Below are 18,613 nucleotides of genomic sequence, written 5' to 3'. Positions count from 1 at the left end.
CACCCTGCCGTCACAATGGACGCCATGGGCAGGTCCACGAAGCCATCGGTCGAGGGGTCCAAAAAACCACGTGCGACGACCGCTCCGGCGTCCGCCCCGGGCTCCGGTGCGGACGTCGGCTCGGACTTCCTCCAGCTGGACATCGGCCAGGCGCCGCCCGGCGGGCGGACCGCCTGGCTCGCCGACCGGCTGCGGTCGGCCATCGCCGACGGCCGGCTGCCCGTCGGAGCACGGCTGCCCGCCAGCCGAGTGCTCGCCGACGAGCTGCGGGTCACCCGGGGCGTGGTCACCGAGGCCTACCGGCGGCTCGCCGAGTCCGGTCAGATCGCCGGTCGCGGCCGGCTCGGCACCGTGGTGGTGGCGGCACCCGCCGCACCCCGCGATCGCGCCCGCGGCACCGCGCAGACCGGGCCCGCGCTCTTCGGCTCGGCCGACCGCGAGGGCGTCGTCGACGCTCTGCGCGCCCTGCCCTGCCGGATCGATCTCTCGCCGGGTGTCCCCGACCTGGCCGCCTTCCCCCGCACCGAGTGGCTGCGCGCCGAGCGCGCCGTCCTCGCAGGCGTCACCCCGGCCGACTTCGGCTACGGCGACCCCCGGGGAGCCCTCGCCCTCCGCCGGGCCGTGACCGGCTGGCTGGCCCGCAACCGCGGTGTCCGTGCCGACCCGGACGAGGTCGTGGTGGTTGCGGGAGTGGCACAGGCGCTCGGCCTCCTCGCGCAGATCCTGCGGGCGGACGGGATCCGCCGCATCGCCGTCGAGGACCCCGGATCCCTCGGCGCGCGCCAGCAGTTGGAGTACGGGGGCCACGCGATCGTCCCCGTCCCCGTGGACGCCGGCGGCCTCGACGTCGGTGCGCTGCGCGCCAGCGGCGCGCGTGCGGTGCTCCTGACCCCGGCCCACCAGTTCCCCACGGGTGTCGTCCTCGACGGGGAACGCCGTCGCCGGCTGCTGGGCTGGGCGGCCGAGGGCGGGGTGGTCATCGAGGACGACTACGACGCCGAGCACCGTTACGACCGGCCGCCGGTGCCGGCGCTGCGCTCGCTGGCGTCGGAGGGCGTCTGCTACGCGGGCAGCGTCTCGAAACTGCTCGCGCCCGCACTGCGGGTGGGCTGGCTCCTGGTACCGCCGGACCGGCTGGACGCCCTCGTGGCGGCCAAGCGGTACGCGGACCTCGGGAACGGCATCCTCACCCAGCTGGTCCTGGCCCGGCTGATGGACTCGGGCGAGCTGGAGCGGCATCTGCGTCATGTCCGGCTGCGCCATCGCCGACGCCGGGACGTGATGCTGCGGGCCGTCGAGGCGCACCTGCCGGGTGCCCGCGTGCACGGGGCGGCGGCCGGCCTGCACCTGACGGTCACCTTCCGCGACCAGTCCGGCGGCTTCCGTGACACCGACCTGGCCGCGGCCGCTCTCGCGGAGGGCGTCAAGGTGCATCCGCTGTCCTGGCACAGGATCAGCCCCGGCCCTCCGGGCCTGGTACTCGGCTACGCCGCCGGCCCCGCCCACGACATCGACGAGGGCATCGCCGCCGTGGGCGCCGTCCTGCGCGGCCTGCGCTCGGGCCGGTGACCGGCGGAACGCGATGGACGGTCACCGGGTGGTGGCCGGTCGCGAACCGGTCGCAGTTGCCCGCCCGTTCGTGCTGTGCACCGAGGCCGAGAGGCGGTGGCCGGTGGTGGGCGCCGAGGGGCCGAGCCGCGGAACGTGGTCGTAGCCGCCGCGGGTCACCGCCCTCGGCCGGCCGTGGCCTGTGCGTACGGCACCAGGCGTACGGGGCCCACGAGTCCGTGGTCCTGTCGGGCGACAGCGCCGAAGACCGCCGGCTGGGCGACCCGGAGCCGGTTCACGAGCGGGGTCGCCACCTCCACCTCGATCACGTTGCGGCCGCGCCTGAGCAGGGGGCCGACGTCGACGACCGGCTGGAGACGGTCGAGGGGTGCGGCGCCGGTGCCGTTGACGGTGACGCGGGCGGTGTCGGAGACCTGACCGAGTTCCAGGCGGGCGCCGTGCGAGGACGTCCAGCCGGACGGCAGGTCGATCGTCGTCCGGTACCGGCCGATGCCCGCGGAGTCGGCCAGTTCCGGGATCCGCGACCAGGGCAGCAGTGTGTCGAGGGTCAGGGTGCGGTGGACGTGTCCGGTCCGGTCCTGGCCGGATCCGGGGTACCAGTCGTCGACGTCCAGCCGCCACTGACCCGGGGTGATCGGGGCGGGTACGGGCGGGATCGTCGTGGTGACCGTACGGCCGGACGACAGGCGCGTCGTGTACGCGCCCGCGGTGTTCGAACGGACCGTCAGTTCGCCCTCGGTGAAGAGGACTTCGGGCGCGTCCGTGGTGAGGACGTGCGGCCGTGCTCCGTTCCGGTCGCCGAAGAGCCCCGGGCGTCCCAGCGCGACGATCATCACCTGTCCGGGCTGGAGGGCCACCCGCACGGTGACGTCCCCGTCCCGCTCCGAGTACCGGGCGATCCGCGTGACCTCGCCGGTCCAGGGGTCCAACAGGTAGGGGATCGTCGCCCCGCCCCCGGCGCGGCGGGTGTGACGCAGCGTCACCTCGTGGTCGATCGCGGCCACGGGCGGTTTGACCGTCTCCGCGTGTTTGCCGTTGCAGAGGTAGTAGAAGTCGGCGTCCTGCGTGACGCGGTGTGCGTTGAGGAGCGTGGAGGGCGTGGCGTGGTGTACGTCCGGGGTGATTCCGAGCCGGGTGAGGGCGTCGCCCACGGCGTCCTTGTCCGTGATCCGCAGGACGTTGGGCAGGCTGAGCAGACGGGTGAGGAGTTCGCGCAGCCGGTCGGTCTCGCCGTCGTCGGGGACGCCCGGGGTGAGCGGCTCGTCGAAGGCGCCCAGCAGGACGACCGGCAGTCCGGCCTCGGCCATCGTGAGCAGGCGGCGGGCGTCGGCCGGGGCGAGGGTGGGGGTGGAGCCGTAGAAGAAGTCGCCCTCGACGAACAGGGCTTTGTAGGCGGGGCCGTTCGGGGCGAGCCGGCCGCCCGAGACGGTGGCGCCCGGCAGGGCGAGCAGCGGCCCGCTGAGGAACTGGTGGGTCCAGCCCAGCGGGACGCCGGTCGCGGTGAACCAGGACGCGCCGATGCCGGTGGCGGCATAGCCGGTCTGCCGGAAGACGGCGACGTCGGCGCGGGCGGTGCCGGACTGGAGCACCCCGTGCACGCGGCCGAGGTACGCGGCGAGGTCCGTCATGTGGTGCCAGGTGGGCTGCCGGGGTCCCCACGACTCGCCGTAGCCGGGGCCGCCGTTGTACGGGCTGAAGGCGGCGAAACCGGGCCAGCTCGCGCCGGGTGCCGTCGCGTAGGAGAAGCCGTGGACGACGGTCTGGTTGACGCCCGCCGCGTAGGCGCCGCCCATGGTGCGCAGGAAACGGTCCCAAGTGGTGCTGTACGCGGAGCCGTTGTAGGCGCCCGCCTCGCAGGACAGCACGGTGTGGCCCGCCATGTCCCTGCCGCCGGCGAGGCAGCGGAAGTCGTCGAGGTTCTTGAAGCCGAGGGACTCGCCCTCGGGGAGGTCGAGGATCGCCGCCGAGGCGATCGCGTCGGTCTGCAGGCCGTACGGCTGGGCGCGCAGGTCCATGCCGAGGGAGTGGGCCCAGTCCCGCAGCGCGCGGACGTGGTGACGGTTGAACAACTCCGAGAAGGTCTCCCAGAAGTCGTGCCTGATCTGCCGGGTCAGCTGGGCCTCGAAGGCGAACACCTGGTTGCCGTCGCTCAGGACCAGAGCGGGCAGGTACGGCAGCAAGGGGCGGCCGGTGTGCTTCTCGAAGGCGTCCGGCAGTGACGGCGTCCAGGTCAGGCCGTCCGTCTCCAGCTCGACGGAGTCCTCGAAGAAGGCGCCGCCCGCCGCCCTCAACAGGCCCCGCAGGCTCGGGGTCAGCAGCCGCCGCTCCCAGAAGTCGGTGACGGCCGCGGTGCCCGCCGGGTCGAGATGGTCGACGACGTAGGCGGCCGGCGCGGTGTGCGGGCCGGATTCGGGCTGCTGACCGCAGCCGCGCGTCCAGTAGGAGATCAGCACCCAGTCCCCGGCCTCGGGCGCCGTCCACGTCAGGGTGCCGGCCTCGTCGACGGCGGAGGTGAGGTCGCGGACGCTGGAGACGTCGAGCCCGGTCTCCTTGCGAGTGGAGTACGCGGGGTCGACTCGGGCGGCCTGGACGGCGAGGAGCCGCTGCCGGGTCACACCGGCGGCGGGCGCTTGCACGGGTGGCGGTACCGGACCCTGGAAAGTGGCTCCGCCGCCCAACGAGGCCCGGCCGTGGACGAGTTCCTTGGCGGCTGCTTCGTCGTCAGGGGTGAGGCCGGGCACCGCGACGGGCCAGCTCGGGCCGAGAGTGAGGTCGAGGGTGAGGCCCCGTCTCGCGGCCCGGCGCAGTGCGGCCTCGACGCCGTCGAGCCATGGCCCGCTGCCCCAGCCGTGGTGGGCGGTGTCCAGGACCGACTTGTCCTTGACGCTGTGATGGACGGCGGCGATCTCCGCGCCGCCGAATCCCGCGTCCGCGATCTGGTCGACCTCGCGGGCGATCTCGTCGGTGTTCACCAGACCGTCCGGCCACCACCAGCGGAACTTGGGGCGCACCGGGCGAGCCGGGTGGGTGAACCAGTCGGCGGCCGGTCCGCGTGCGTCGGCGGGGGACGGCGCCGCGGCGGCGGTCGTCCCGGATCCCAGGGCCGCGGCGATCCCGGCCGTGGCCCCGGCGGTGAGGACCGCTCGTCGTGACATGCCGCCGCCCTGCGCGACCGGTGCCTGCATGAGGCTCCCCCAGGTGATCGTCTGTGGTTTGAATCGTTTCAATCACTCTCGACGCGGGAACGCTAAACCTCGGTCCGGATCAAGGTCAAGATGTGGGACGGACTCGAGAAGCGGAATGGGCTCGGGGTACGGGTGTTGTCCGGGCGTCCAGGGTGAGGACCTCGGTACCCGCCTTCCGGGCGTCGGCGACCGGAGCGGCGGTCGACGCCACCGCGGGCGGCGGCGCACTCGCGCAGCACGGCGGTGATCGTCTCGGGATCGGGGTGTGGCCGATGGGGCGGGCGGGCGTGGCGGAGCCGGTACCGGGGCGTGCCGGCCTTTCCGGGCCGTCGCCCGCCCGCGTCCCGGCCGCCGTGATCGCCGACCGGCGGGGTTCAGTTGCGTGAGTTGCCGAACAGCAGCCGGTAGCCGATCAGCAGGACAAGGGAGCCGCCGACGGCCGCGCCCCAGGTGTAGAGGTCGAAGAAGTGGCTCTCCACCGGGCGGTCGAGGAAGCGGGCGGAGAGCCAGCCGCCGACGAAGGCGCCCGCGACGCCGGTGACGGTGGTGCCGATCAGGCCGCCCGGGTCGCGGCCGGGCAGCAGGATCTTCGCGATGGCTCCGGCGAACAGACCGAGGATGATCCAGCCGATGATGCCCATGATGTTGCTCTCCCGTCGGGTCGGGCCTGGCGGAGCCCCCCTCGGGTGTCCGCGCTGTAAGTTGCCTGATTGCGCAAGGGTAGAGGTGGCAGTGAGGCATCGGCGAGATCCTGATGGCGGCTGAACCCGAGTCGTCGAGATCCTGTCACCAGCTCAAGACATTCGATCAAAGGCCGTCGCTCAGAGGTGTTCACTCGGAGGCCTTCGCTCAGAACATTGCGCAACCCGTGAACTGGATGCCCGACGTTCGGCGGCCTGCGGCACCCTGGCCGGCGGCTACACTGAGTGGGCGCGCATGCCTCTGCTGTGACGCGAACGGGACGGGAGAGGGCTGTGGCGGACAGAATCGGTGGCTTGGAGGACCCGTCCGCCGAGGTGCTCACGGAGGCGGCCGCCGCGTTCGGTCTCCTCGCGTCCTCGGCCCGGCTGCACCTCATGTGGGCCCTGTCGCAGGGCGAGAGCGACGTCACCCACCTCGCCGACCGTGTCGGCGGCGCCCTGCCCGCGGTCAGCCAGCATCTGGCGAAGCTGAAGCTCGCGGGGCTGGTGCGCTCCCGCCGCGACGGCCGACGGCAGGTCTACTACGTCGACGACCCGGACATCGTCACCGTGGTGCGCGTGATGGTGGGGCAGTTGACCGCGCGCTCGCACCAGGTCCCGGCGCCGGTGCGCCGGCTGCGCGGCACCGGTGCCTGATACCGCGAGGTCTCGGGACCGGGTTCCGCGATGCCGGATCCCGTGCCGCCGGACGGACTGCTTCGCAGCCGTCCGGGCCGGCCGGCCGCATGTGGCGTGACACACCTCAACCGACCCACCACTCCTGACAGTTGCTCATGGAACCGGCGCCGGTGGCGCTACGCTGCTGTGCCGTGCAGGAGACGCGTCTCGACACCGCTCGGATCCGGGCGGCTCGCCGGGTGATCGACCCGGTCTTTCTCGACACTCCGCTGTACCGCTGCGAGGCGCTGGAGCCCGGCCTCGGGTGCGCGGTGAGCATCAAGCTCGAAACGGCGAACCCGGTCCGCAGCTTCAAAGCCCGTGGCACCGAGGTGATCGCGAGCAAGCTGGCCGCCAACGGCTCGCGAGCCGCGGTGTGTGCGAGCGCGGGCAACCTCGGCCAGGCCCTCGCGTGGTCCGGTCGCGGCCGGGGGCTCGACATCACCGTCGTGGCATCCCGCTTCGCGACTCGGGCCAAGCTTGATCGCATCCGCGCACTGGGCGCCGGGCTGGAGCTGGTGGACGGCGACCACGAGACGGCTCGCGAGCGCGCGGCGGCCATCGCGCGGCACGACGGCATCCGGCTGGTCGAAGACAGCCTGGACATCGAGACCTGTGAGGGCGCGGCGACCATGGGCCTGGAACTGGTGGACACCGCCGCGTCGTTCGACACCGTCCTGATAGCTCTCGGCGGCGGCGCGCTGGCCACCGGCGTGGGTCATGTGATGAAGGCGGCGGCACCCGAAATCGAGGTGATCTGCGTCCAGCCGCAGGGCGCACCCGCGCTGACACACTCGTGGCGCAGACGGCGTGTCGTCACCACCGACTCGACCGACACCATCGCTGACGGCGTCGCCGGCCGGCGTCCCATCCCGGCCGTCCTGGACGACCTCCTCCTGGTCGCCGACGACGCCGTCCTGGTCCAGGAGGCGTCGATCATCGCCGGTATGCGGACACTCCTCGAGCACGCCGGCCTCGTCGTCGAACCTTCGGCCGCGCTCGGCATCGCGGCGATCCTCGAAGACCGGGACCGCTTCGCCGGCCGACACGTCGTCACCATCGTGTGCGGCAGCAACGTCGACGTGGACGCCTACCACCACTGGGTCGGCGCGGCCTCCCTCCGGCAGTCCTGACCATTGCTCATCAGGGTGCCGTCCGCGCGTCGTCGAGACCTCCCGTCACCGGAGGCAGAATGCCGAGGCATGCGAGACCGGCCGACGGGTTTGAGCGAGACAGCACCGGTCCGGGCACTGGCCGACGGCTGGGCCGTCGAGGCCCGGTCGGTCGAGTACCTGCCGGTGGGCGCGGGCAGCCATCACTGGTCGGCGGTCGACCGGCACGGGACGGCGTGGTTCGTCAAGGCCGACGACCTCGGTGCCGAGGTCGGCGGGCGCGATGACGCGTTCGGCCGGCTCGGCCGGTCGTTGAGCACCGCGCTGGCCCTGAAGCACGACGCCGGGCTCGGCTACGTCCTCGCGCCCGTCCCGGCCCTGACCGGCGCGGTGGTGTGGCGGCCCACTCCGCGGTACGCCCTCTCGGTGTTCCCGATGATCGCGGGCGTCGCCGGGCAGTTCGGGGTGCACCGGCCCGAGGACCGGGCCGAAGTGACGGACCTTCTGGCCGAGTTGCACCGGGCCACCCCGCTGGTGGCGGACACCGCTCCACGCACGGATCTGGTGCTGCCCGGCCGGGAGCGCCTGCTCGAGGCGCTGCGTGACCTCGACCGGGAATGGACCGGCGGGCCTTCGGCCGAGCCCGCCCGCCGGGTGCTGGCCGCGCACGCCGGGCGCGTCCACGGGTGGCTCGCCGACTTCGACCGGTATGTCGACACGGTCCGTGGCACCGAGGCGACGTGGGTGGTCACACACGGCGAACCACATCCCGGCAACATCATGCGAACCCCGGCCGGACTGTGGCTCATCGACTGGGGCACCGTGCGGATCGCTCCACCGGAACGGGACCTGTGGATGCTCACCACCGCCCTGGCCGACCTGCTCGGTGAGGAGCGGGCCGGCGGTGAGAACGAGGTACTGGCGCGCTACACCCGGGCCACAGGCCGCATCGCCACACCGGCCGGCATCGCGCTGTACCGGATGTGGTGGACGCTCGCCGACATCGCCGTCTTCGCCGACGAACTGCGTCGGCCGCACGGCACCGGCGAGGACATCGCCCTGGCCCTGACCTGTCTCACCGGCTATCTCCAATCCAGCCGCACCTTCCCGTAGCGGCGGCGACCGGCCCCCGGATCCGCAGCCCTCCATACATGCGACGGGTGCGTGAGCGGCTCCCCCTTGTTCAGGGGCGGGGAGAGCCGTCAACGGGCGGCGCAGGACGGTTCAGCCGCCAGACCACGTCGATCCCGCTGCCGGAGGGAGCCGTGGGCCGCGTCACCTGTTCGCGCAGGACTTCGGTGAAGCCCAACCGGCGCGGTATCGCGGCGCTGGAGGTGTTGGCCAGGTCGTGCACGATTTCCAGGTACGCCACGTCCGGCAGGGTGAACATCTCGGTGACCATGGCCGCCGTCGCTCTCGTGGCGATGCCCCGGCCGGTGGCGGCAGGATGCAGCCAGTACCCCATGCGCCGGCCCTGGGGTTCGGCCCAGCGGTAGGTCTGGCACATGCCGACGAGAGTGCCCTCTTTGGCGATGGCGTAGTTGTACACGTCACCGCTCGCCCAGTTCGACTCGGACCTCGCGAGGAAGTCTCGGGTGCTCTTCTCGCTGTGGTGGGCGACCCACGGCTCCCAGGGGCGCAAATGGTCCAGAGACTCCTCGATCAACTGGAATGCCGGAGCGAAGTCGCTCTGCCCCCGCCAGCGTCGCAGGACGAGGTCTCCGCACTCGATGATCTGCCTCGGTCGCTCCATGACGGCCATGATTGTTCGCCGGCACGGCTCGCTGCAACGGGATACGGAGGACCGGCGTCGCGTGCGCGTCAGTGGTGGTGGCCGTGCCGGCCGAGGGTCTCGACGGGGGTCGCGCCGGGGCGGGTCCACTGCGGTACGGGCCGGCTGGTCGGCCCCCAGGTGGCGTTGCCGTCCGCGTCCGAGCGCCAGTACCAGCAGGCCTGGCGGCCCACGGACGGGTACCCCTCGCGGACATCGCCGAGCACCGGCCGGCCCTCGGGGTTGTCCTCCCACGCCTCGCCGCGGCCGTAGGGCGTCATGTCGAGCAGACTCAGGGACCCGTTGACCGGTTCGTTGCCACGGCCCGTCGTGGAGTAGGTGAGGAACACGCGGTCGCCGTCGCGCAGGAAACACGCGATATGGCCCATTTCCCCGCCGACCGGCGCCGCCACGCCCCGCACCGAGTACCAGGGCTGGGTGTACCCCATGAACTCGACGTAGGGAGCCACCTCGTCCCACGGGCCCGAGGTCAGGACGGCGAAGGAGACACCCCGGGCATTGAGGTAGACGGCGTCCTTCACATGCCAGGCCGTGGTGGTGCAGCCCTCGCACTGACCCTGGTGGGGCGCGCCGTCGTACCACATGTGCTGGTAGACCACGAGCTCGTCGCGACCCTGGAACAGGTCGAGGAACGGGACCGGGCCGTCGGCGCCGGTGACCTCGACCGAGCCGTCGAGTTCGACCATCGGCAGCCGCCGCCGGGCCGCGGCGATCGCGTCGCCCTCACGGGTGTGCGCCTTCTCGCGGATCAGCAGCTCCTCGCGCGCCGCCTGCCAGGTGGCCAGGTCGACGACCGGCGGCTTGCCGGGGAGGTCGCTGCTCGTGTTGCCGGGCGTGGTGGTCATGGTGTCCTCCGTGGTGCTCGTGCCGGACGGCGTCGTGGAACGTCCTGAGACGCTCACCGGAACAGACTCGCGACCATGCCGGAACTCATCGGCGCCGGGGCCGGCACCCGCGGAGCCGAAAACCGCCGTGGAGGTTGCATGAGAAGCCTCACCTGTGAATTGCCCCAGGATTTGCGCTGCACCGGCCAAGGTTTTGTTAGATTGCGCAACTACGCAATCAAGGTGATCTTGCTTGCCGACCTGTTCGTCGTCGCGCAAGTCCGGCCCCGCCCCAGGGCGGCCCGGCCGGCGCGGGCCCGACCGTTCATGGGAGTGGTAGATGAGCGACCCGTGGGACGGCCAGGTCGGCCAGGCCACACGCAACCGCAGCCGCACCGCCCAGGTGCCCGGGCAGCGTACGACCGGGCCGGACGGGGTCCGACCACACGGCGGCAGGGCCGCCGCCCGCGCGGCCGAACGCCGACGCGGCGGCAGGGGAGCGCGCCGGGCCGGGCCGGTACGACGCGGCCGACGGGTACTGCGGACACTGGGTCTGTGCCTGGCGGTCCTGGTCCTGGGCACGGCCGGCGCCGGCTGGTGGTTCTACCAGCACCTGAACGGCAACATCAACAGCGTCTCGCTCGGCGGCAAGGGCGGCACCGAGAAGGCCGACGCCTTCGGCCGGACCCCGATCAACATCCTGGTCATGGGCTCGGACGGCCGTACCAGCAAGGCGGACTGCAAGCTGGGCGGAGGCTGCTCCCAGACCGGCGTACAGACCGGCAACGGCAACGCGGACGTGCAGATGGTGGTCCACATATCCGCCGACCGCTCCAACGCGACCGTGATGAGCATCCCGCGCGACACCATGACCGACGTCCCGGCGTGCAAGGACGGCGAGACCGGCACCTCCACGCCCGGCTACTACGGCCAGATCAACAGCGCGCTCCAGTACGGCCCCGCCTGCCAGGTGGCCACCATCCACCAGCTCACCGGCATCCCCATCGACCACTTCGTCAAGCTCGACTTCTCCGGCGTGGTCAAGATGTCCGACGCGGTCGGCGGCGTCTCCGTGTGCGTGAGCAGCAACGTGTACGACACCTACTCGCACCTGAAACTGTCCGAGGGCACCCACACGCTCAAGGGCGTCGCGGCCCTGGAGTTCGTCCGCTCCCGGCACGGCTTCGGCGACGGCGGCGACCTCGGCCGTACCGTCTCCCAGCACATCTTCCTCAGCGCGATGATCCGCAAGTTCAAGAGCGCGGGCACGCTCACCGACCCCACCGCGGTCTACGGCCTCGCGGACGCCGCCACCAAGGCGCTGACCGTCGACGACGGCCTGGGCAGCGTGCAGAAGCTGATCGGGCTCGCCGCCGACCTGAACAAGGTCCCCACCAAGCGGATGACGTTCACCACCATGCAGACGGCCCCCGACCCGACGAACAGCGACCGCGTCGTGGTGGGCGAAGGCGCCAAGACCCTGTTCTCCACCATCGCGAACGACCAGTCCCTGACCACCGGCTCCGGCAAGAAGTCGGCTGCGGCCTCCGCCACCGCGAAAGCCGAGGCCACCGCCACGGTGGCCGCCGTGCCGGCCTCCCGGATCGCCGTCACGGTCGAGAACGGCACCGGCATCACCGGCCGCGCCTCCACCGTCGCGTCCGCCCTCACCGACGCCGGCTTCAGTTCCGGCACGACCACGGCCAACGCCCCGAGCCCCGCGACCACCACCACCCTCACCTACGGCGCCGGCCGGAAGGGCGAGGCGCAGACGGCCGCCAAGGCGCTGGGCCTGCCGTCCGCCCGCCTGGAGCAGGGCACCGGAACCGGTCTGACGCTGGTCATCGGCAGCGACTGGCCGAGCGGCGCCACGTACCCGGGCGGTACGTCCTCGCCCGCGCCCGCCGACACCCGGGCCGCGGTCTCCAACGCCCACGCCCAGACCGCCGACGAGGCCAAGACCTGCGCCAAGGTCAGCCCCTTCAAGACGGTCGCTCTGAACGGAGTACCCATGACGCCGGCCCAGGCGTACGCGGCGGCGAGCAGCAAGCCGGACTCGGACGACTGAGGTCGTACGGATCGGAGAAGCCGCCCGGGACAACAAGGATCGTCACCGGCCGAGGCGCCGGCCGGCACCCCCTGGCGCATCCGGCCGGTGCCGGCTCGCCGATACTGCAACAGGCGCGGTACGCGATGGAGCTTCTGCCGCCCGACGACAGGACCTCCCCCAGGAAGGCTCAACACGGTGACGACCGTCGCATATCAGGGTGAACCCGGATCCAACTCGGCGACCGCGGCGCACGCCCTGTACCCCGGCAGCGGCGAACTGGCCTGCACGAGCTTCGAGCAGGCCCTCGACGCCGTGACGCTCGGCACCGCCGACGTCGCCGTGATCCCGGTGGACAACTCGGCCGCCGGACGGGTCGCGGACGTACACCATCTGCTTCCGGAGTCGGGGCTGTTCATCGTCGCCGAGTACTTCCTCGCCATCCGCTTCGATCTCATGGGAGTGCCCGGCGCGACCCTGGACCAGGTGGAGTGCGTACGCAGTCACGTGCACGCCCTGGGGCAGTGCCGCAAGGTGCTGCTTGCGGGCGGCTGGCGCACCCTGGTCAGCGACGACACGGCCGGAGCGGCACGCGAGGTGGCCGAACTCGGCGACCCGCGGCACGCGGCCCTCGCCCCGCCCGCCGCGGCCGGGCTCCACGGCCTGCAGGTGCTGCGCACCGAGGTCGAGGACGACCCGGACAACACCACCCGGTTCGTCGTCCTGTCCCGGGACGCGGCCCCGGCCCCGGACCTGGGAGAGCCGACGATGACGAGCCTGTTCTTCAGCGTGCGCAACATCCCGAGCGCGCTGTACAAGGCGCTCGGCGGGTTCGCCACCAGCGGGGTCAACCTCACGAAGATCGAGAGCTACCAGATCGGCGCGGGGCTCAACGCCAGCCGCTTCTACGTCGAGATCGAGGGCCATCCCGACGAGCCCCCTGTCGCCCTGGCCCTGAACGAACTGCGCTTCTTCTCCTCCGAGGTGCGCGTCCTGGGTGTCTATCCGGCCCATCCGCACCGGCTGGAGAGCTGACCGCACCCCGGTCCGGCGCGGTGGAGAACGAGGGCTGGGGTTTCCCGGCCGGTGTGCGAGGCTGGTCCTGCGGACAGGCGCGGACAGGAAGGTGAGATGCCATGAGCGATGTCGAGGAGAGGGCGCTGCTGGCGGGCGGCTGCTTCTGGGGCATGCAGGAGTTGATCCGGAAGCTTCCCGGCGTGGTGCGCACCCGGGTGGGCTACAGCGGTGACGACGACAAGCCCCAGCCCACCTACCGCGACCACGGGCGGCACGCGGAGTCGATCGAGATCGCCTACGACCCCGCGGTCACCGACTACCGCACGATCCTGGAGTTCTTCTTCCAGATCCACGACCCGACCACGAAGGACCGGCAGGGCAACGATGTGGGCCTCAGCTACCGCTCCGCCATCTTCTACCTCGACGACAAGCAGCGGCGCGTCGCCGAGGACACCATCGCCGACGTCGAGGCGTCCGGGCTGTGGCCGGGGCCGGTGGTGACCGAGGTGGTGCCGGCCGGCCCGTTCTGGGAGGCCGAGCCGGAGCATCAGGACTACCTCCAGCACTATCCGAACGGGTACACCTGCCACTTCCCGCGCCCGAACTGGCGGCTGCCCAGGCGCGGCGAGTCCTGAACACCGCAGCGGCCGGGAATCCGTCCACGCCGGGCGGATGGCGGCCGTGCCGCTCGGAGGCGCCGTGGGCGGTCGGACCACGGCGTCCCGTGCGGGTGGGCGGTCAGCGGCGGTCGGCGTCGACGACTGCCGCGCGGCCGTCGCGGACGCGGTGGACTGTAAGCCGCGGTGGCCGGTCAGCGCAGACGCGCTGACCCCCGCACGCGTTGCGTCACCGGTCAAGCAGGTGACGCCTGGGTGGCGAGCCCCCCCGGATCGCGCTTCCGTTTCGCCCCGGGGATCGTCGGACCGCCGTCACAGATCGAGGACGAGGCGGGGCCCGCGGGAGCGGGAGACGCAGATGAGCATGGTGTCGCCTGCGGACCGTTCGTCCTCGGTCAGCAGTGAATCGCGGTGGTCGGGCCTGCCGTCGAGCACGTCGGTCTCGCAGGTGCCGCAGGTGCCTTCCCGGCAGGAGAAGTCGACCGCGACACCCGCCTCCTCCACGGTTTCGAGCACCGAACGGTCCGGCGGCACGGTGAGGGTGAGCCCGGAACGGGCCAGTTCCAGTTCGAAGGCCTCGGCCGGGGCGCTTTCCACCGTCTCCACCGGGGCGAACCGCTCGACGCCCAGTGTGCCGGGCGGCCAGCCCGCGCACTGCTCCTGGACCGCCCGCAGCAGGGGTTCGGGACCACAGGCGTGCACGAGGGTGCCCGCTTCGGGCATGCCGAGGCAGCCGGCGAGGTCCAGCAGGCCGTACTCGTCCTGCGGACGGACGAGTACCCGGTCCCCGTGCGGGGCGAGGCGGTCCAGGAACGCCATGGAGGCCCGGGTGCGGCCGCCGTACAGCAGACGCCAGTCGGCTCCCGCGGCCTCGGCGGCCTCGACCATGGGAAGGACGGGCGTGATACCGATGCCGCCGGCGATGAACAGATGACGTGCGGCGGGCCGCAGCGGGAAGTTGTTCCGCGGTCCGCGGACCCGCACGGTGGCGCCTTCGCGCAGGCGGTCGTGGACGTACGCCGAGCCGCCGCGGCCTCCGGGCTCGCGCAGCACGGCGATCTGCCAGGCCCCGCGTTCGGCGGGGTGTCCGCACAGGGAGTACTGGCGGATCAGATCGCCGCCGCCGTCGCCCTCCAGAATCACGTCGATGTGGGCGCCCGGCGTCCAGGAGGGGAGCGCACCGCCGTCGGGGCGGCGCAGGGTGAGGGAGACCACGCCTTCGGAGGCGAGGGTGCGGGCGGCCACCGTGAGGGTCGTCGGGGCCGGGGACGGTCGGTCGTTCATGGTGATTCAGCTCCGGGGTTCAGGCGGCCTGCCTCGGCGGATGCGGCAGCGGCGCGTCGCCCTGGCCGTCGCCTCCGCACACGGCCGCGACCTCCTGGGGTGGGCGACGGGGTCGGGTGGCGGGTCGGGCGGTTGGGTCAGGCGACGGCGTCGACGGCACGATCGGCGATCATGTGGGCCGTCTCGTTGACGGAGTGCAGAACGATCCGTCCGCCCGGCATGCGCCGCACCCGGCTGACCGACGTGTAGCCGGGATGGAACCAGAACATCCTGGGCAGGCCGAGCACCGTGGCCAGATAGGTGTTGGTGATGCCGCCGTGGCACACGGCGGCGACCCGCCCGCCGGGATGGGCGTCGAGGATGGTGTCCATGGCCCGCGCGGCCCGCGCGCGAAAGGCGTCCCAGTCCAGGTCGGGCACGAAGTCCTCGAAGCGTCCCTCGGCGAGCGCCGCCGCCCGGGGGTCGTCCGTGCCGATCTGCTCCGGCGGTGTGTAGGGCTGTGACACGTCCGTGTCCCACTCGCGCAGGTCGTCGAGGACGGCGGCGGTCATGCCGGTGAGCCGTTCCAGGGGTGCCGTGGTCTCGCGGGCGCGCCGCAGCGGGCTGGAGTAGAGGGCGTCGAGGCCCTCGTGCCCGAGCCAGACGGCGAGGCGTTCCGCCTGAGCCGTGCCCTCCGGCGACAGCCCCGGGTCGAACACGCCCGCCAGGGGGAGGCCGTGCCGGATGAGGAGGAGTTCGGTCATGGATGATCCTTCGGAGGTGCGACGATCCGTCAGGGGGTGCGGGGCTGCTGGGCGGGCGGGCCGGCTCAGCCGGCGATGGTCCGTTCCGAGCTCCAGTAGGGGCGGCGCATCGCGCGTTTGTCGAGCTTGCCCATCGCGTTGCGCAGCAGCTCGGGAACGAACTCGTACGTCTTCGGGCACTTGTAGGCGGCGAGGCGCTCGCGGCAGAACCGGTCCAGCTCGTCGGCCGGCGGCTCGTCGCCCGCCACCACGACCAGCGCCCGCAGCGACTCGCCGAAGTCCGGGTCGGGCACGCCGATCACCGCGAGTTCGGCGACCGCCGGGTGCTGCCGCAGGACCGCCTCGCTCTCGGCCGGGTACAGGTTCACGCCCCCGGAGACCACGACGTCCGCGGCCCGGTCGGTGATGAAGATGTAGCCGTCCGCGTCGACATATCCGATGTCGCCGAGCGTGAAGACGCCGGGGGAGAGGTAGGCGGCCTTGGTCTTGTCCGGGTCCGCGTGATAGCGGACGCCCTGATCGTCCGGCGCCCGGAACGCCAGCAACCCGCGTTCTCCGCACGGCAGTCGCCCGCCGTCGTCATCGGTGACCAGGACCTCGAACGGGGGCCGGACGCGCCCCACCGAGCCCGGGTGGGCCAGCCACTCGGTGCTGCTGATACGGGCCACGGTTCCCGCTTCGCTGGCGCCGTACGACTCGGTCAGCACCGGACCGAACCAGTCGATCATGGCGCGCTTCACGTCCGGCGGACACGCGGAACCGGTGTGGGAGACCTGCCGCAGGCTGGACACGTCGTACCGGGCGCGGGCCTCTTCCGGGAGGGCGAGCAGCCGTTGGAAATGGGTGGGCACCATGACCGTCGAGGAGACCCGCCACCTCTGCACCCGGCTGAGGAACGTCTCCGCGTCGTATCTGCCGAGGACGACCACCGGCTCACCGGCCGCCAGGTGCCGCAGCGAGGTCAGCGGCGCGTTGTGCTGCAGCGGGCCGCACACCAGGTGCGGTCCGGGCGGGAATCCGGGCCGGGCGGACATCGCGGCGAGGTAGGCGGTGCTGTCGGCGACCGGGCCGCTCACCCAGCGCACCTCGGTGCCGCGTGCCCGTCCGGTGGTTCCCGAGGTGTAGACGAGTGGCGGCCGGGCGGGCCGGTCCGTGGGGAGGGTGCGTCCGGCGGGCGCGGCGGCCAGCCACAGGTCCCAGTCGAAGGCGTGCCCGGTCGCCGGGGTTCCGTGCGTCACGACCGGCAGGCCCAGTTCGCGGCCCGCGTCGAGGGCCGCGCCCGCGCCGACGGGTCCGGCGATGATCCCGGTCACACCGGCGTCGGTGATCTGGTCGACGAGCTCGCCCGAGGTGAGGTTCCGGGAGGTGGCCACGGTCCCCACTCCGGCACGCAGACCCGCCAGATGGGCCACCAGCGTCGGGATCGCGTTGTCACCGAGGACGGCGACCCGGTCGTCGGGGCCGGGCGCGAACTCCAGCAGCCGGACCGCCGCCCGCGCCACCTGGTCGGCGAGAGCGGACCAGGACAGCACGCCCAGGTCGTCCACCAGGGCGGCCTCGTCAGGTGTCTCCTGGGCGCGACGGTCGAGTGGCAGCAGCGACATGGCTCCTCCGGCGGCTCCTCGGTCCTCTCCCGATTCGAGGGGGAGAGGGAATGCTGAGACTGTAGCGTTTATCAAGAAAGTGCGGAACACTCTGACCGCAGACGGAGCTGTTTCCGCATGTTTCAGCGGTGAATGGCCCACCCGTCCTCACCCCTGTTACTGAACCTGTCGTCTGGTAAGTGTTCGAGGAGGAGCCATGGCCCAGCCCGACCCCGACGCATGGCGTACCCAGGTCCGGCAGTGGCTGGCCACCGTGCTCGAACCGGCGCGGGGGCAGGAGCCCGGCCAGGACGCCGCCGACCTCGCCGTGTTCCACAACCTCCCCCAGCACGAGGAACGCCTGCTGCTGGAGCGCTGCCGCGCCTACCAGCGGGCCCGCTTCGACGCCGGCTACCAGGCGCTGGCCCTCCCCGAGGACAAGGGCGGAGCGGGGCTGACCGCCGCCCACGTGGCCGTCTTCGCCGAGGAGGAGTCCGCGTTCGAGGTGCCGCCGTCCACCGAACTGATCAGCGTCACCGTGCGCCTGGTCGCGATGGCCGTCTCCCTGTTCGGGACGGCGGAGCAACGCCACGACCACGCGCGCGCGTTCCTGCGCACCGACCTGCTGGCCTGCCAGCTCTTCAGCGAACCGGGCGCCGGATCCGACCTCGCGGCCCTGCGCACCCGCGCCCGGCAGGAGGGCGACTCGTGGGTGATCGACGGTCAGAAGGTGTGGACCTCGGGAGCCCAGTTCGCCGACTACGGTCTGCTGCTCGCCCGCACCGACCCGGACGTCGTCAAACAGGCCGGCATCACCGCCTTCCTGGTCCCGATGGACGCCCCCGGAGTGGAGGTGCGCCCCATCCGGCAGATGAGCGGCGGCGCCTCCTTCAACGAGGTCTTCCTCAGCGGCGTACGCGTCCCGGACCGGCTCCGGATCGGGCGACCGGGCCAGGGCTGGGAGGTCGCCACCACCACCCTCGCCTTCGAGCGGACCGCCTCCGGCAGCGGCAACCGCCGCAAGGGCGGCACCTTCGCGGACGTTCTCGCGCTCGCCCGCTCCCTCGGCCGCACCGAGGACCCGCTGGTCCGCCAGCGCCTCGCCGACCTGTACGTCCGTGCCGCCCTGCGCGCGGCCACCGTCGAGCGCGTGGCACGGACGAGCGCGGCCGGCGGCCGGCCGGGTCCGGAGGCGTCCTTGACCAAACTCATGGCCTCCGAACTGCTCACCCGCACGGGCCAGGTCGCCGCCGAGCTGATGGGAGCGCGGATCAGCGCCGACACCGGCGAACCGGGCACCTTCGCCTGGACCCAGCATCTGCTAGGCGCCCCCGGCTACCGGCTGGCCGGAGGCACCGACCAGATCCAGCGGAACCTGATCGGCGAACGGGTGCTGAAGCTGCCGCCGGAGCCGCGGGCGGACCGGGCGCCGTTCTCGCAGCTGCCCGGCAACTGAGCCACCGGGACGTTTCGGCAATCACG

The 18,613-nt window shown here is 72.4% G+C and carries 15 protein-coding genes; 8 read left to right on the top strand and 7 right to left on the bottom strand.

All coding sequences use genetic code 11. The features are described from left to right. The first annotated feature begins 15 nt into the window (after window positions 1-15). Window positions 16-1,569: a MocR-like pyridoxine biosynthesis transcription factor PdxR gene (gene pdxR, locus ABT057_RS05485; RefSeq protein ID WP_352341139.1), complete on the top strand. Its 1,554-nt coding sequence runs from the start codon at window positions 16-18 to the stop codon at window positions 1,567-1,569. A 155-nt stretch (window positions 1,570-1,724) separates the two neighbouring features. Here the strand turns inward: pdxR and ABT057_RS05480 are convergent, their stop codons facing one another. Both ABT057_RS05480 and ABT057_RS05475 read right to left on the bottom strand, forming a co-directional pair. Beyond that, window positions 1,725-4,754, bottom strand: a complete 3,030-nt coding sequence (locus ABT057_RS05480) for a glycosyl hydrolase (RefSeq protein ID WP_352341138.1) — start codon at window positions 4,752-4,754, stop codon at window positions 1,725-1,727. 374 nt (window positions 4,755-5,128) lie between these two features. Continuing rightward, entirely contained in the window at window positions 5,129-5,395 is a 267-nt protein-coding gene (locus ABT057_RS05475) for a GlsB/YeaQ/YmgE family stress response membrane protein (RefSeq protein ID WP_352341137.1), read from the bottom strand. A 333-nt stretch (window positions 5,396-5,728) separates the two neighbouring features. On the opposite strand from ABT057_RS05475, the gene ABT057_RS05470 reads away from it, so the two are divergent. The 3 genes from ABT057_RS05470 to ABT057_RS05460 all read left to right on the top strand — a co-directional run bounded on the left by ABT057_RS05470 (window position 5,729) and on the right by ABT057_RS05460 (window position 8,337). Next, the gene (locus ABT057_RS05470; RefSeq protein WP_352341136.1) at window positions 5,729-6,091 is read left to right on the top strand and encodes an ArsR/SmtB family transcription factor; all 363 of its coding nucleotides are present in this window, start codon (window positions 5,729-5,731) and stop codon (window positions 6,089-6,091) included. Between the two features lie 173 nt (window positions 6,092-6,264). Then, complete coding sequence (locus ABT057_RS05465; RefSeq protein WP_352341135.1) at window positions 6,265-7,245, top strand: threonine ammonia-lyase; 981 nt, start codon at window positions 6,265-6,267, stop codon at window positions 7,243-7,245. A 69-nt stretch (window positions 7,246-7,314) separates the two neighbouring features. Then, window positions 7,315-8,337 carry a phosphotransferase gene (locus ABT057_RS05460; protein ID WP_352341134.1) on the top strand — a complete coding sequence of 341 codons (1,023 nt, stop codon included), beginning with the start codon at window positions 7,315-7,317 and terminating at the stop codon, window positions 8,335-8,337. Between the two features lie 70 nt (window positions 8,338-8,407). Here the strand turns inward: ABT057_RS05460 and ABT057_RS05455 are convergent, their stop codons facing one another. Beyond that, window positions 8,408-8,977 (bottom strand): GNAT family N-acetyltransferase, encoded by a 570-nt coding sequence (locus ABT057_RS05455; RefSeq protein ID WP_352341133.1) that lies wholly within the window; start codon window positions 8,975-8,977, stop codon window positions 8,408-8,410. 68 nt (window positions 8,978-9,045) lie between these two features. Further along, window positions 9,046-9,861 carry a DUF899 domain-containing protein gene (locus ABT057_RS05450; protein WP_352341132.1) on the bottom strand — a complete coding sequence of 272 codons (816 nt, stop codon included), beginning with the start codon at window positions 9,859-9,861 and terminating at the stop codon, window positions 9,046-9,048. Window positions 9,862-10,180: 319 nt separating this feature from the next. Here ABT057_RS05450 and ABT057_RS05445 point away from each other — a divergent pair, with 319 nt between their 5' ends. The 3 genes from ABT057_RS05445 to msrA all read left to right on the top strand — a co-directional run bounded on the left by ABT057_RS05445 (window position 10,181) and on the right by msrA (window position 13,539). Next, window positions 10,181-11,908: an LCP family protein gene (locus ABT057_RS05445; protein ID WP_352341131.1), complete on the top strand. Its 1,728-nt coding sequence runs from the start codon at window positions 10,181-10,183 to the stop codon at window positions 11,906-11,908. Between the two features lie 177 nt (window positions 11,909-12,085). Beyond that, window positions 12,086-12,922 carry a prephenate dehydratase gene (locus tag ABT057_RS05440; protein ID WP_352341130.1) on the top strand — a complete coding sequence of 279 codons (837 nt, stop codon included), beginning with the start codon at window positions 12,086-12,088 and terminating at the stop codon, window positions 12,920-12,922. Between the two features lie 101 nt (window positions 12,923-13,023). Beyond that, on the top strand, window positions 13,024-13,539 hold the full coding sequence (gene msrA, locus ABT057_RS05435) for a peptide-methionine (S)-S-oxide reductase MsrA (protein WP_352341129.1): 516 nt from the start codon (window positions 13,024-13,026) through the stop codon (window positions 13,537-13,539). Window positions 13,540-13,833: 294 nt separating this feature from the next. Here the strand turns inward: msrA and ABT057_RS05430 are convergent, their stop codons facing one another. The 3 genes from ABT057_RS05430 to ABT057_RS05420 all read right to left on the bottom strand — a co-directional run bounded on the left by ABT057_RS05430 (window position 13,834) and on the right by ABT057_RS05420 (window position 17,152). Beyond that, a complete protein-coding gene (locus tag ABT057_RS05430) occupies window positions 13,834-14,805 on the bottom strand; it encodes a PDR/VanB family oxidoreductase (protein WP_352341128.1) in 972 nt (323 codons plus the stop codon). Between the two features lie 137 nt (window positions 14,806-14,942). After that, window positions 14,943-15,548, bottom strand: a complete 606-nt coding sequence (locus tag ABT057_RS05425) for a histidine phosphatase family protein (protein ID WP_352341127.1) — start codon at window positions 15,546-15,548, stop codon at window positions 14,943-14,945. A gap of 65 nt (window positions 15,549-15,613) precedes the next feature. Beyond that, window positions 15,614-17,152: an AMP-binding protein gene (locus ABT057_RS05420; protein ID WP_352341126.1), complete on the bottom strand. Its 1,539-nt coding sequence runs from the start codon at window positions 17,150-17,152 to the stop codon at window positions 15,614-15,616. A gap of 196 nt (window positions 17,153-17,348) precedes the next feature. Here ABT057_RS05420 and ABT057_RS05415 point away from each other — a divergent pair, with 196 nt between their 5' ends. Further along, a complete protein-coding gene (locus ABT057_RS05415) occupies window positions 17,349-18,587 on the top strand; it encodes an acyl-CoA dehydrogenase family protein (protein WP_352341125.1) in 1,239 nt (412 codons plus the stop codon). The last annotated feature ends 26 nt before the right edge of the window (window positions 18,588-18,613 follow it).

Origin of the sequence: Streptomyces sp. NPDC002588 (genome assembly GCF_040295925.1) — a bacterium.
Taxonomy (GTDB): domain Bacteria; phylum Actinomycetota; class Actinomycetes; order Streptomycetales; family Streptomycetaceae; genus Streptomyces.
This window is presented reverse-complemented; position numbering and strand designations above follow the sequence as displayed.

Excerpts from the sequence above, each read along its gene's own strand:
- ABT057_RS05460 (WP_352341134.1), top strand. The coding sequence starts at position 7,315 with ATGCGAGACCGGCCGACGGGTTTGAGCGAGACAGCACCGGTCCGGGCA.
- ABT057_RS05455 (WP_352341133.1), bottom strand. The coding sequence starts at position 8,977 with ATGGAGCGACCGAGGCAGATCATCGAGTGCGGAGACCTCGTCCTGCGA.
- ABT057_RS05420 (WP_352341126.1), bottom strand. The coding sequence starts at position 17,152 with ATGTCGCTGCTGCCACTCGACCGTCGCGCCCAGGAGACACCTGACGAG.
- ABT057_RS05425 (WP_352341127.1), bottom strand. The coding sequence starts at position 15,548 with ATGACCGAACTCCTCCTCATCCGGCACGGCCTCCCCCTGGCGGGCGTG.
- ABT057_RS05480 (WP_352341138.1), bottom strand. The coding sequence starts at position 4,754 with ATGCAGGCACCGGTCGCGCAGGGCGGCGGCATGTCACGACGAGCGGTC.
- ABT057_RS05445 (WP_352341131.1), top strand. The coding sequence starts at position 10,181 with ATGAGCGACCCGTGGGACGGCCAGGTCGGCCAGGCCACACGCAACCGC.
- msrA (WP_352341129.1), top strand. The coding sequence starts at position 13,024 with ATGAGCGATGTCGAGGAGAGGGCGCTGCTGGCGGGCGGCTGCTTCTGG.
- ABT057_RS05430 (WP_352341128.1), bottom strand. The coding sequence starts at position 14,805 with ATGAACGACCGACCGTCCCCGGCCCCGACGACCCTCACGGTGGCCGCC.
- ABT057_RS05415 (WP_352341125.1), top strand. The coding sequence starts at position 17,349 with ATGGCCCAGCCCGACCCCGACGCATGGCGTACCCAGGTCCGGCAGTGG.
- ABT057_RS05475 (WP_352341137.1), bottom strand. The coding sequence starts at position 5,395 with ATGGGCATCATCGGCTGGATCATCCTCGGTCTGTTCGCCGGAGCCATC.
- ABT057_RS05450 (WP_352341132.1), bottom strand. The coding sequence starts at position 9,861 with ATGACCACCACGCCCGGCAACACGAGCAGCGACCTCCCCGGCAAGCCG.
- pdxR (WP_352341139.1), top strand. The coding sequence starts at position 16 with ATGGACGCCATGGGCAGGTCCACGAAGCCATCGGTCGAGGGGTCCAAA.